Genomic DNA, 12,504 nt, shown 5'->3' with positions numbered 1-12,504 from the left:
CACTAGTTTTTTGAACTTGAAAAGCCTCTTTTCTGTGAAGTATTGTTTTACAATGTACAGGTCGTCTCCTTATCTTGCGTACAAATCTAGCATTTTTTCTTCCGACAGGGTTTGGAGCTAATGTCCAATCACTCATCCTGACCCAAACGCACAATCATAATTCATCGAACTTGCTAAATTCTATTCTTCAAATCATTTATAAATGATTGTTCTATCTTTCTTTCACCAAGATAAAACAGCTCTGTATTTAGACTTAATGCTTTTTCTATGTATTCCAATGTTTTTTCTTTATTCTCTTGTATATACCAAGAGAAATACGCCTTCACCCTTAAAGTCATAGGATTTCTGTCATGGTAATCTTCTTCCAGTAACGTAAAGAAGTCACCATATTTATCTACTAACCCCTGTTTCTTATTGATCAAATGGAACACAATAATCTCGTAAACATATTTCTCATTTTTTAGTTCAGGATGTAATATAAGCGCATTTTCAATCTCTTTAATTATGATAGATCCTTCTCCCACTCCTTTTTTCTCCACTTCTCTGTAATACGCCAGCAAGAAAAAATAGATATCTAAATGATCAATGATTTTAGAACATTGGATAGGTAATGCTAAGTCTTTTACTCTACATCCTTTATCAAGCTGAAGCATTATAGATTGATATTCCTGGAATTTACAGGCATATGATTTACTCTTGATTATGTTACATACCGTCAGACCGTCATTGGGCTCCCCATTTGTGAGACACGGATATACATTTATCAAAACAGAAAGAAGAGAGAATATCCCTAGAAAATAACTGAAAATTTTAAGGTGGCTGAGAGACTCTATACTCATACCCAATAGAAAAAAACATACACCAGTAATCAAGTTCATACATACGCCACTAAGCGTGAAAATGATGACATTGCGAATTTTCAAACTTTTTTTCGTAGGTATCATACTACAGAACCCATCTATAAATCCTTGCTTTAGGGAGAAGTGAAATCCGCGGTTTGCTTTCTCCCATGTTAACAAGGATGCTTTGAATGCAATTAACTTATAATGGAGTATTTTACCTGAAATTAAATGTCCTATTTCATGTAAGAGTATTACAATGATCACTGTAATCGGGAAAATCAATAAAACGTATGATAGAAAACTTCCTTCAAGGATGGAATAAAAAATAAGCGCTATAAACCCTCCTCCTTGAATAATCTCTATGATCGATAGTTTCTTTTTCGATTCCGAATTACTCACCTCTTAGCTATATACAGCATACACCAGACAAGACATATAATCATCTTGTCTGGCTTAGCCACATACTCATTTTACAACTTCTTTCATTCCTTTTTGAAAACAACACTATACCCATAAAATGATCCCACTAAAACAATAAGTAGGGACATGGAACTTTGAATACTGTTTTGTTCGAAAAATACAGAAATCATTACTAGTAAAACAGTACTATAAAACAGGTCTTTGTTAAGTTCTCTTTTCCATACGTATTTCCTACATAAATCATATAGTGTAATGCTTAAAGCAGTCCCCAGTAGAAAGTATACTAGCAAGAAACCATCTCCTTTTTAAAAGAAACTCTTTTTGCCTAACGCCCAAACGCCACCAGCGGCTATTGCTGTTCCTACTATGGCTCCTTTAATCCCTCCAAGCTTTGCTCCTATTTTTCCTAGTTGGACTGAGGCTTTTGCTGCTATTTTTTTATATGTCCCAGTCAGAGACTCCAATGCTCTTGGGCTAACTTTACCAAGTGTTTTAGCTAATTTTGAAACTAGGGCCTCTGCACCCCAAAAGCTCCCCCAAATACCAACTAAATTACGTCCAAATGTACGTGCAGACCATCCACCATCCAAATACATCATTTCTTCTTGTTCTAATGCTACATATTTTTTAGGTAATACCATTTCCATCTTGTTTCTCCTCCTTTAAATTGTAATATCTATATCAAGGTGCGCGCTACCTTAATATCAATTAGTTTTTAGATTAAATTAAATACTAAGTTTAAGTATGACACTACTGCATAACATCATAATGCACCATGTTCAATAAAATCATCAACTTCTGAGATACTACCAGCTCTATAGTTGTATACACCGATGATTAGATACTTTAACATTTCCACTACATATAATCTATTAGAATTAGGTATGCAGGAGTGTATTTTAGGTCTTCTTCATTATAAGATACTCCTAAATAAAGGCCCTCTTTAATCTTCTTTGTTTCAAGGCATTCCCCCCTTCAACTTATCTATATTAAAGCGATTGGCTGTAATATCAACTAGATATCAAGTTTAATAGATTGAGTAACCACTCTAAATAGCTTTCCTCTTGGTAAACGATGCGAGCTTCTACTGGCATCGAACGCACGATTTCAATCACTTCATCCGATTTACTCTGTAATTTTGTTGTATCTAACTGAACAGTGGCGCGGTAAAAAGAGACGACGCCTTCTTGGGTTTCGTTTTGAATTGTCCCGGGTTCGATAAAGGTAAGTGTTCCTTCTAAAGTTCCAAAACGGTAATTATTTACACCAAGTACCTGAACTTTAACTGATTGACCTTCTCCTACACGACTCCTGTCTTGCGCGTTAATATAACTATCGATATAAAAGTTATTATCTTCCATTGCAATCTCACCGATAACTTGGTTCTGTTGGATCGATATTCCTTGTGATAACGGTTGGAGATAATGAACCACACCAGATTCGGATGCTACTACTTGATGAATTTCATCTTGTTGATTTGCTGCACCTTGATTCGCGCGTAATTCCACTAACTGGTGATAAACTTGATTACGCTTTTCTCCCAGTTCACTTAATAATTGAAGTCTTGTTTGCTCTGCCTGTGAATACGGTGTTTCTTTTTCTTCATTTAAATGCTTTAACTCATCTTCTATGCCTTTTATCTCCATGTCATTCGATTCAATCGCAGCTTCATATTCCGCCTTTTTCTCCATCAACTCGATGTACGCATCATCCGATTCTAATTTTTGTTGTGTTTGTTCCATCGATTCTGAAAGTCGATCGAGTTCTTTTTGCTTATCCGCTAATGCTTCAAATAGCGTTTCCTCTTCACTTTCCATCGCCTTTTCTTCAAGCGCTGTTAGTTCTTGAAATAAGACTTCATGTTTCTCTTCCTTTTCGACTAAGGAATTTGAGATTGATTTTTGTTCAGTTTCTTTGTCGTTAAGCTTTGTTATTACGCGCTCCAAATTTTTTTTTGCCTCTGAATTCTCTTTAACGAATTGATCAAGCGCTTGTTGTTTTTCCTGAATGTCATTTTCTAGTTTCGTCGTTTCAAATTCTTCTTGATTTAGTGTATCTAAGTAATATGCCATCTTACCGTAATACTCAAGTTCTTGGCCTTCCCTGTTTAATGTGTTCGTTTTGGTTGCTATCGCTTCTTCATAACGATCCATCACCATTAACGTCTCTTCAAGTTCCGCGATTTGCGCATCCACGACCGACGCTTGAATCCCTTCGTTTCCTGTTGATATCGAAAGAATCGGTTCTCCTTTTTCGACATACTGTCCTGAGTTAACATGAAGTTCGGTCACGACACCATGCGTTCTGGCGGCAAGATAACTTGTCCCTTCTACGGTTACCGTGCCTTGAGCTTTCACGATATAAGGACGTTTTACTACTTGCGCCCCGATAAGGGAAAGAACCAGTACACCAATAGTAAATAAAATAAAGACGGTCATATATCGTGGCGGTTGCTTATCAAAAAAGACACGGGCATCTTTTAATTCTTGGCGGGTAAATAGTTTCATAGTTGCGTCACCGGTTTAAACAAGTCAACCTCTACTTGATCCTCGTACTCATTTATAAGTACCGTAATCACATCGCCATTTGTTGTTAGATCGTTTTCATAAAAATAGAGATCCAATTTTGAATGAGCATAATGCATGTCTTCAAATTTCCCTTTAAACTTCACATAAATACAATGTGGAAATTCGATTCGATCTTTAATTTTGAATTGCTTTTGATATTGTTTATAATCGTGTGCTTGAACGAACAATTCATAGTCGGTAGTCAAGGTTCCATCATCATGAAAAATTGTTCCTTTATTTCTTGTCACTAACGGGCCAAAGGTTTGGATCTTAAACAGTTTTAATTGATTCGTAAAGGTATTTAATTTCTCATCGAGAGTATCGAGAGCAATACTTTCATGTTGTTTCATTAATACATTTTTTAAGACAAGCTTTTTATTTTCTTTCACCATTAACTTAGTCATAGGAAACCTCCTCATCTTCCGGATCATTTGTTTTTTTCGTGCTTGGTTGATCGACCGAACACCCCATTGTTTGTGCATTTACCAAACGAGCATAACGACCGTTTTGTTTCATCAAGTCTTCGTGTGTACCTGATTCCGTGATTTGACCATCTTCAATAAAGAAAATTCGGTCACACTGGATAATAGTAGATAGTCGATGCGCGATCATGATCATTGTTTTTCCTTTGATCCGGTTAAAAATAATCTCTTGTATTTTTTGTTCACTGAATGAATCTAAATGAGACGTCGCTTCATCAAAAATAAATAAATCACTTTCCGCAAGTAATGCACGGGCAATGGCTAACCGCTGGCGCTCTCCACCCGATAAATTACCACCACCTTCTTCAATCATCGTGTGATAACGATTTTGAAGCCGATCGATAAATGATGCAGCTCCTGCTAGTTCACAAGCCGAAATAATCTGCTCATACGTTGCCTCCGGGTTTCCAATTTTCAAATTATCAATGATAGTACCCGTAAACAAATCAATCTTTTGTGGAATATACGCCATCTTGCGTCTTAAATAATGATAATCAATATCTTCCAATTGATAGTTTCCTAGTTTTATTTGTCCTTCTTGTGGTGACATGAATTTTAACAATAGTTTTGCAATCGTACTTTTACCAGCACCACTTTCACCAACGAAAGCTACTTTTTCGCCTTGGTTAATGTGTAAATCAAAATCTTTTAAAACTGGCGGACGTGATCCATAGGCAAAGGTGACATTCTCAAAGGCAATTTCTTGTTTCAAATCAATGTCTGACAGTTGTTGCTCCTGATGGATATCTTCACGATCTAACGACATCAGTTCACTAAGACGATTCATCGCCACTTGTGCTTCTTGGAAGGTCAGTTGTAAACTCACTAGGTTTTGTACTGGTTCAATAAAAAATTGACTTAGCGTTTGGAACACAAGGAGGTCCCCAATCGTAATCTCTCCATCAATAATCATTAACGCACCAAAACCAAGCATAAAAACATTTCCTAAAGAGTTTACGAAGGTTGAAACGAACTCTTGGACATTTTGTAAAATCCCTTCTTTATAGCCGATTTTGAGGGAATGAACAAAACGTCGTTCTAAATGATTCATTTGTTCCGTTTCATTCGCATGAGCTTTGACTGTATCGATATTTTGAATCGATTCGATCAACTGGGCATTCAACATGGCTCCCGCTTCCATTTGCTCGTAATTAATTTTTTTGTATGGTTTTTTAAAGATATATATAAGTGCGATATTAATAAGTACCATCACAACAAGGATGAAAAAGAGTTGCGCATTTAAACGCCATAATAAAAAACTACTAAAGAGGGCTAACATGATGTCTAATCCTAGAGATAAGGATACCGAGGTGAATATGTCTTTAATCGTCATCGCATCTTGAAAGCGTGTGATAATATCTCCCACTTTACGACTGCCAAAAAATCGATAAGGCAAATGGATAATATGATTGTAATATCCCATCATGACTGGGATATCAATTTTTCGTGATAAAAACAATAAAATGTGTTGCCTAAATGCGGATACGAGATTTTGAACCAAACTAACGAGCGCAAACACAATGAGAAATATGTATAGACTGTGTCTCAATTGATACGGAATAATTTCATCCATGATTATTTTGGAGAAAAAACTCGAGAAAATTCCGAATGCAGTTAAAAGCAGGGAAGCAAGAATAATGACCGCCATTAATTTCTTTTGTGGGAGAATGAGTCGCATAAACAATTCAAACATCCCTTTATCTTTCAGACGCATCATTTCGAATTCACTGGTCGGCACCATGAAAATCATGACCCCTGAAAACAGCTTCTCAAACTCTTCCCGATCCATTTTTTCGATCCCTTTGTCTGGATCAGCGACAACGAGTTGATCATTTTTTGTCACTTTATGAATAACCACAAAATGATTTAGTCCTGCTTCTGTGTGAATTTGAGCAATGGCTGGAAACGATAAATCATTTGTAATCTGATCCGTTGTGGTACGAATCGCCTTCGCGTTGAAATTCAGTTTTGTTAGCCCGTCCATAATGCCTTTAACGGTGGTACCATAAGCGTCTGTACCAATTATTTCCCGAATTTTCATGATTGTGGTTTCTTTTTTATATCGAAGCATAACCGTTGACACAACCGCTGCAGCACAATCAGAAGCATCATGTTGCATGGTACATGGCCATTTTTTGAATAACAATAGATAACCTCCTATTCCTTTAGTTATTTATTAGTGGTTTAACTGCTCTATTGGATAGCATCTAGAGAATTAAGAATTTTCGGATAATAGTATGCAGTTACATGTGGTTTCCAACTCTACTTCTCCTATTATCACTCCTAGAGAGAACCATCAAATTTTATTCAGATTCGAATTGAAATCCTCTATATTTCTATAGTATATGAACAAAGCAAAAATCGCACCGACAACTTTTGGCGGTTGACCGCCATTTTTTGGCGGTACACCGACAAAAAATGGCGGGATTCTAATTTATTTAGTAAAATTAAGGGTTAATTGTTAAATTGTTACATTATTTAAATCCAATGTCAGTCTATCTTTCACTTCAGAGAAACACCTCTACATAGCTTATATAAAGTGAAACTTCAATCAGTGGGGGTTTTTAGGTATTCCCCCACTGATTGTTAGCCCTAAAGGATGACCAACCATTCGGGGTGCTAGCATCCGTTACTCCCACTTAAACAACTCAGTATTCTCGTTGTTTTGAAGTGGGAGTCTTACGGACGATTGCTCCGGGATAAAGAGCAGGATAAAAGGCATGAAAACTTAATATTTGTTGCACCGAATGATGGATGATTCTAAATTTCACCATAAAAATTATTAACAACATACGAATTTTGCAAATTCAAAGTTTTAAAAAAGAGTACCACCAAAGTCAATCGTTTTGGTGATACCCTTTATAATTATGCTTTTATCCATTATGCTGTAAAAGAGATAAAGCAAAATTTCAATTACTTCCAGATAAAGACAAACTGCTGAAATTGATAAAATTTCACTTTATTTGAGCAAATGTCTAACTACTTTAATTTTTTTCATTTTTTGCTGCATAGTAAAAATAGGATAATAACTGAAGTAACCATATTCCTCCCACCAGTAAGATAGGCAAATTGCCCAATTCAAAATGTAATTTAGATACGAACATGATGATAAAAATTATCATAATAGCCGTTTGTGTAAAAGCATAGGATTGATATCCAGATTTATAGATTTGTAGTTTTTCTGCTTCATCACAACTTTCTAAAAAATCTTTATTAAATTTCATAGAGGTAGGTTCTCCCTTTTTCATCGGATCTGCTTTCTGCATAGACCTGACTACTTTCACCTCAATATAAGAACTCAAAAACATAAAAACTAAAAAGACAACGATCGAGCTCCAAAAAAACGGATTACGTATATCTGCTGATAAACCAAAAAGAATAAACCCGATCACAAAATACACACTATTAAACAACAAACCACGATATAAGTATTTATCAAATAGTTGATTATTTGGATCTTCTTCTAAATCGATATCTTCCGAATCATCAACACTTATTTTTTTCGCTTTGTATAGCCATAGCAATGTTGGAACGAAAAAAATAACAACAGCACCGATTTGATACCATAAACTATGTACTACTAAATGCTCCATTAGTCGAGGACCTAAATCGGATAATCGATCGATTTCCAGTGCATGCAAGACGGTACTACTTGTTGCTCCGACGATTCCACCTACTAACATAATCAGTAGTAATTTTAACGCATCTTTTTTATTTTTCATCTTCATTCTCCTCATAAATAAAAATATCCTCTACAGTTGCTTCACAGATTCTCGCTAGCTTGATCGCTAAAGTTACCGATGGAGAGTAGTCTCCACGCTCAATTAAACTTATTGTTTGACGAGAGACACCAACCAATCTCCCCATTTCTGCTTGGTTTATACCAAGTTTTGCACGATACATTTTCAATGAATTGTTTAAGGGCACAAAACCGCCTCCTTATCCTATCGTAAAAAATACTTGTCAAAATGACAACTTAAATTGTCATTTTTATTATATCCATGACAACTTTGTTTGTCAACTTAAATAAATATTTTTTCTCAAAGAATTATTGATGGTGGTGTATATTTATTTTTACAGGAAAAATAACATACAAGATAAGATAGCTTTTATCGAATCATACAATTCTCATTAAACTTATCTATTCAAAGATATGCGGGGTATTAAGATAAAGGGCACTAAAGGCATTGTGACAATGAATAGAACAATACAATCTTGTATGATTTATTGTCTTGCTAGAAAGAAAATTGAATTTCATGTTTAATCACTCGCACACGTGGAATAGTTTTATATACCGTTACTAAGGAGGAGTTAAGACATGAAGAAAGCAACAAAAAGAGTAGCAACTGCAGTGGTTGGTACTGGATTGGTTTTTGGTGCGATCGGTGTTTCAGCAGCATCCGACACAGTAACAGTAGAGCCCGGTGACACGTATTGGGGACTAGCTCAAAACTATGATAATGTTTCTACAAACGATTTAACTGAAGAAAATGACTATGATCCCCAAGCACTTCCAGTTGGGGCTGAAATCGTAATCCCAATGGATGAAGATGAAGATAACGATGTGGTAACACACGTTGTACAACCAGGTAATACCTTGTCAGAAATTGCAGCCGTCTATGATGGGGTAACCGTAAATGATTTAGAAAACTTAAACCCTGATGTAGATCCTGAAAGTTTAACTGTCGGTTCTGAGATTGTCGTTGTCGACTATGAAGATTCAGATGCTGATTCAGACGAGTACGTTTATCACACCGTTCAACCAGGTAACACTTTTAGTGAAATTGCAAGTGTTTATGATGGGGTAACTGTAAATGATCTATTAGAAGCCAATCCAAATGTCGATCCGTATGCAATGACTATAGGTTCTGATGTAGCCATTCCGGTTCGATAGGAAAAGGTAAATTAATGAAGGCTCCTGCTTATGCAGGGGCTTTTGTTTTGCTATTATCCTATTTCCTTAAATCACTTACTTTCCATCTACCAACCTCTTTTAAGTTAGCTGCTCGCCGAATTGACTTTGGGTAAATCCATCGTACCTGATCAACCGCCAGACCTTTACCTGTAATATCTTCTTTCAGGCTGAACCAGAAAGCCTGCCAAACAAATTTAGAGCAATAATTACTTTGCTGATTACTTAATTCTCGAGTAAAGAAATACTTTTTCACCAGATGTATGTTATTTTCTGCCCAACTAGCCACTTTATTTGCCCCATTTTGTGGTCGTAGTATAATTATTTTTCCATCAAACAGGTGACGTGTCACATATTGTTCCCATGTATCTGATAATGCACCTTTCGGATGAGCGTGATATATTCTTAAATCGTGACCAACAATTCCACAATGACCTATGAGAAATGTTGACATGCTTTTGGAAGAATAAATAATATCACCCGGTTGCATGGGAATCACGGTCTCAGACCCTAGATTAGTCACTTAATATCACCTTCTTATTGCTCCATTATAACAAAAGTATAAATTGCTTTAAATTATTTAAAATCCTATAGCAACATCAACCTTTAATGAACCATATCATCGTCTTTCTTATCAATATACAACGAACCGTCTTGTTAAATTTCCGCATAAAAAACTCAGAAACGCTAGCTACTCCCGCGTTTTTCAATTCTTGTTCTAACCATTTTTCATTTTAAGTCTAATCTCGTCAGATTATTTGTATTAATTTTACCATCTGATACTAATTCTGCTGAGAAAGGATATTGTTTTGCTTTTATTGTAATATTCATATCTTCTTTTGTTACCGCTTGTTTTTGGTCGTACTTCATGACAGAAAGTTTTCCGTTCGTTTCAAAAATTGCGTACTCTACGTCCTTAATCGAAAATATATTTTGTTGTCTTAACATCATTGTAAGTGCATCCATGTCTAAACGAGCGGAACGGTCCATCCCACTAATGCCATTACTCCGTTTTGGACACTTAGATTTGAGCTTACCGCAAGATTAGCAGCAATAGACCCAATAGTAATCGCAGAAACAAAATTAAAAAACGTCATCTGACTAATTTCTTTTCTTCCCATGATCCGTGTAAGAGTAAATAAAACAACAAAAGTAAGTATCAACCTCACAATTAATTCGATAAGTTCCATTATTGATTAACCAACTTTCTATTTTTTTGATTTCATCTCGGCGTAACCAACGCCCCCCATTGGTTGAAGGTTCACTTTATTTTATCCAAAACAGGCACTATTATTAATCCAAACAATTTACATAACCACAAAATCACGTGGTAATAATAAAAATAAATTAGCGTAGTGAAAGGAGACGAATATGACCTCTCAAAAACAATATCGAATGGAAAATGATACACTTGGAAACATCATGGTACCTACCACTGCCTATTATGGTGCGCAAACACAACGTGCGGTCGAAAATTTTCCGATCAGCGGGATTGTTCTTCCACGTGAATTTATTAAAGCGCAAGGAATTATTAAAGCAGCGGCATCGAGCGTGAACGTCGAGCTAGGTACGCTAAAACCAGAGTTAGGTGCAGCAATTAAACAAGCGGCTGAGGAAGTAATTGAGGGAAAGTGGGATGCTCACTTTGTTGTTGATGTCTATCAAGCAGGTGCAGGTACATCCCAAAATATGAATGCTAATGAGGTAATCGCCAAACGTGCTACAGAAATTATCGGGGCTTCTGAACAGATTCATCCAAATGACCATGTCAATATGTCGCAATCTACAAATGATACCTTTCCATCCGCCCTTCATATTGCAGCTAGTGAAAACTTAAAACAAGAACTACTTCCCGCAATTGGTCGATTACACGAGGAACTGCAAAAAAAAGCAGATACATTTATGCCCGTACTAAAAGCCGGGCGTACTCACCTACATGATGGAGTTCCGATGCGACTCGGACAAGAATTTTCTGGCTACGCCGAAACAATTCATATGATTTATCAACAATTAGAGCATAATTTGCAGGCCTTGTATGAGATTGGCTTAGGCGGAAATGCGATCGGCACATCTGTTAATTTGCAACCAGGATATATTCCAAAGATTATCGAAGAGGTTCGTCGTCGGACAAACTTGCCATTTCGTCAACCTTCAAACATGTTTGCATTCATGCAAAATATGAGTGAACCAATTCGGTGTATGTTGACACTGAAAGAACTTGCGATACACTTAATTAAAATAACGAGTGATTTGCGCTTACTTAGCTCAGGACCAAGAACTGGATTAGCAGAAATCACCCTACCCGCTGTCCAACCAGGTTCAACAATCATGCCTGGAAAAGTAAATCCAGCAATTTTAGAAATGACTCACATGGTTTGTTCACAGATTATCGGTTATGAAACAGCCATTGCTACTGCAGGCATGGCTAGTCAATTGGAGATTAATGTAATGATGCCGATGATTGCACATACATTTCTTCATTCGATTAATTTACTGACTAATGCTATTGACACGCTAACTACAAAATGTATTAGTGGTATCCATGTGAATGAAGAAATCTGCAAAAAGTGGATGGAAGCCAGTCTTTCCCTTGTTACTGGTCTTAGTCCAACACTTGGATATGATATGGCTTCTCAGATTGGAATGAAAGCAGATGAAGAATATAAAACAATTAAAGACATCCTTAAAGATCAGGGACTATTTACAGAAGAAAACCAACAAGCAATCGATCCTAAAGGGATGGTCTAAGAGTGAGTTGCCCGAATCAGAGGTTGATTCGGACACAGTTGAACCGATGTAAGACAAAGTGGTCCGAATCACAGCTTGATTCGGACAGAATGAACCTAAAAAAAGCGGATCTGTCAGAATGTTAAAATTAGGGTTCATCTATCCCAGAGCAATCACCCCTAGAATCCCACTAGTTGAAATTTCACTATCCTGCAGAAATATCGCCTCATGCTTAGCAAATAAAACATTGTGCTTTTTGCTAAGATAGATTAATATAATAACAACCAATAAAAACCATTTTTAGATATTTCAATGGACACATTAGGGGGGATTTTTTCATGCGTGAAGCTGATTTAGTGGGAACTATTATAATCACCTGTCTTAACGGGGGAATCTTAACCTTCTTTGGAGCGATCATAAAGTATTTTCAAGCTGGTGATATGATGAATTTTTTTAACCCGAAGAAACATGATAAATATAAAACGTCCCAAATTGTCGGTAATGGCTTATTAATTACTGCACTAATCGTTTTCAGTATAAGTTTTCTAGGTATT

The 12,504-nt window shown here is 36.3% G+C and carries 13 protein-coding genes; 3 read left to right on the top strand and 10 right to left on the bottom strand.

Annotated elements, in window-relative coordinates; genetic code table 11:
- Positions 1-173: 173 nt before the first annotated feature.
- The 7 genes from OWO01_RS15250 to OWO01_RS15220 all read right to left on the bottom strand — a co-directional run bounded on the left by OWO01_RS15250 (position 174) and on the right by OWO01_RS15220 (position 8,214).
- Positions 174-1,106, bottom strand: coding sequence for a site-2 protease family protein (locus OWO01_RS15250; RefSeq protein WP_336284382.1), 933 nt, complete (start codon positions 1,104-1,106; stop codon positions 174-176).
- Between the two features lie 461 nt (positions 1,107-1,567).
- The gene (locus OWO01_RS15245; protein ID WP_268781341.1) at positions 1,568-1,909 is read right to left on the bottom strand and encodes a hypothetical protein; all 342 of its coding nucleotides are present in this window, start codon (positions 1,907-1,909) and stop codon (positions 1,568-1,570) included.
- Positions 1,910-2,272: 363 nt separating this feature from the next.
- Positions 2,273-3,769 carry a beta-barrel domain-containing protein gene (locus OWO01_RS15240; RefSeq protein ID WP_268781338.1) on the bottom strand — a complete coding sequence of 499 codons (1,497 nt, stop codon included), beginning with the start codon at positions 3,767-3,769 and terminating at the stop codon, positions 2,273-2,275.
- The gene (locus OWO01_RS15235; RefSeq protein ID WP_268781337.1) at positions 3,766-4,233 is read right to left on the bottom strand and encodes an AraC family transcriptional regulator; all 468 of its coding nucleotides are present in this window, start codon (positions 4,231-4,233) and stop codon (positions 3,766-3,768) included. The genes OWO01_RS15240 and OWO01_RS15235 overlap by 4 nt, the downstream gene beginning before the upstream one ends.
- Positions 4,226-6,457 carry a peptidase domain-containing ABC transporter gene (locus tag OWO01_RS15230; RefSeq protein ID WP_268781336.1) on the bottom strand — a complete coding sequence of 744 codons (2,232 nt, stop codon included), beginning with the start codon at positions 6,455-6,457 and terminating at the stop codon, positions 4,226-4,228. Before OWO01_RS15230 ends, OWO01_RS15235 begins: the two co-directional genes overlap by 8 nt.
- Positions 6,458-7,295: 838 nt before the next feature.
- Entirely contained in the window at positions 7,296-8,033 is a 738-nt protein-coding gene (locus OWO01_RS15225; protein WP_268781335.1) for a DUF3169 family protein, read from the bottom strand.
- Positions 8,023-8,214 (bottom strand): helix-turn-helix transcriptional regulator, encoded by a 192-nt coding sequence (locus tag OWO01_RS15220; RefSeq protein WP_268781340.1) that lies wholly within the window; start codon positions 8,212-8,214, stop codon positions 8,023-8,025. Before OWO01_RS15220 ends, OWO01_RS15225 begins: the two co-directional genes overlap by 11 nt.
- 415 nt (positions 8,215-8,629) lie before the next feature.
- On the opposite strand from OWO01_RS15220, the gene OWO01_RS15215 reads away from it, so the two are divergent.
- On the top strand, positions 8,630-9,205 hold the full coding sequence (locus OWO01_RS15215) for a LysM peptidoglycan-binding domain-containing protein (protein WP_268781334.1): 576 nt from the start codon (positions 8,630-8,632) through the stop codon (positions 9,203-9,205).
- A gap of 58 nt (positions 9,206-9,263) precedes the next feature.
- On the opposite strand, the gene OWO01_RS15210 is transcribed toward OWO01_RS15215, so the two are convergent.
- The 3 genes from OWO01_RS15210 to OWO01_RS16090 all read right to left on the bottom strand — a co-directional run bounded on the left by OWO01_RS15210 (position 9,264) and on the right by OWO01_RS16090 (position 10,413).
- Positions 9,264-9,746, bottom strand: coding sequence for a hypothetical protein (locus tag OWO01_RS15210; protein ID WP_268781333.1), 483 nt, complete (start codon positions 9,744-9,746; stop codon positions 9,264-9,266).
- Positions 9,747-9,952: 206 nt separating this feature from the next.
- Positions 9,953-10,174: a DUF421 domain-containing protein gene (locus tag OWO01_RS16095; protein ID WP_336284376.1), complete on the bottom strand. Its 222-nt coding sequence runs from the start codon at positions 10,172-10,174 to the stop codon at positions 9,953-9,955.
- Positions 10,175-10,191: 17 nt separating this feature from the next.
- Positions 10,192-10,413: a DUF421 domain-containing protein gene (locus tag OWO01_RS16090; RefSeq protein WP_336284374.1), complete on the bottom strand. Its 222-nt coding sequence runs from the start codon at positions 10,411-10,413 to the stop codon at positions 10,192-10,194.
- Between the two features lie 181 nt (positions 10,414-10,594).
- Between OWO01_RS16090 and OWO01_RS15200 the strand changes: the two genes are divergently transcribed.
- On the top strand, positions 10,595-11,971 hold the full coding sequence (locus OWO01_RS15200; RefSeq protein ID WP_268781332.1) for a class II fumarate hydratase: 1,377 nt from the start codon (positions 10,595-10,597) through the stop codon (positions 11,969-11,971).
- 317 nt (positions 11,972-12,288) lie between these two features.
- Positions 12,289-12,504: hypothetical protein (locus OWO01_RS15195; RefSeq protein WP_268781331.1), on the top strand; the 216-nt coding region annotated here is incomplete at its 3' end.

The sequence above is a fragment of the Natronobacillus azotifigens genome (genome assembly GCF_026805325.1).
In the GTDB taxonomy this organism is placed as follows: Bacteria; Bacillota; Bacilli; order Bacillales; family Amphibacillaceae; genus Natronobacillus; species Natronobacillus azotifigens.
This window is presented reverse-complemented; position numbering and strand designations above follow the sequence as displayed.

Excerpts from the sequence above, each read along its gene's own strand:
- OWO01_RS15245 (WP_268781341.1), bottom strand. The coding sequence starts at position 1,909 with ATGGAAATGGTATTACCTAAAAAATATGTAGCATTAGAACAAGAAGAA.
- OWO01_RS16090 (WP_336284374.1), bottom strand. The coding sequence starts at position 10,413 with ATGGAACTTATCGAATTAATTGTGAGGTTGATACTTACTTTTGTTGTT.
- OWO01_RS15200 (WP_268781332.1), top strand. The coding sequence starts at position 10,595 with ATGACCTCTCAAAAACAATATCGAATGGAAAATGATACACTTGGAAAC.
- OWO01_RS15235 (WP_268781337.1), bottom strand. The coding sequence starts at position 4,233 with ATGACTAAGTTAATGGTGAAAGAAAATAAAAAGCTTGTCTTAAAAAAT.
- OWO01_RS15215 (WP_268781334.1), top strand. The coding sequence starts at position 8,630 with ATGAAGAAAGCAACAAAAAGAGTAGCAACTGCAGTGGTTGGTACTGGA.
- OWO01_RS16095 (WP_336284376.1), bottom strand. The coding sequence starts at position 10,174 with ATGATGTTAAGACAACAAAATATATTTTCGATTAAGGACGTAGAGTAC.
- OWO01_RS15240 (WP_268781338.1), bottom strand. The coding sequence starts at position 3,769 with ATGAAACTATTTACCCGCCAAGAATTAAAAGATGCCCGTGTCTTTTTT.
- OWO01_RS15220 (WP_268781340.1), bottom strand. The coding sequence starts at position 8,214 with ATGTATCGTGCAAAACTTGGTATAAACCAAGCAGAAATGGGGAGATTG.
- OWO01_RS15225 (WP_268781335.1), bottom strand. The coding sequence starts at position 8,033 with ATGAAAAATAAAAAAGATGCGTTAAAATTACTACTGATTATGTTAGTA.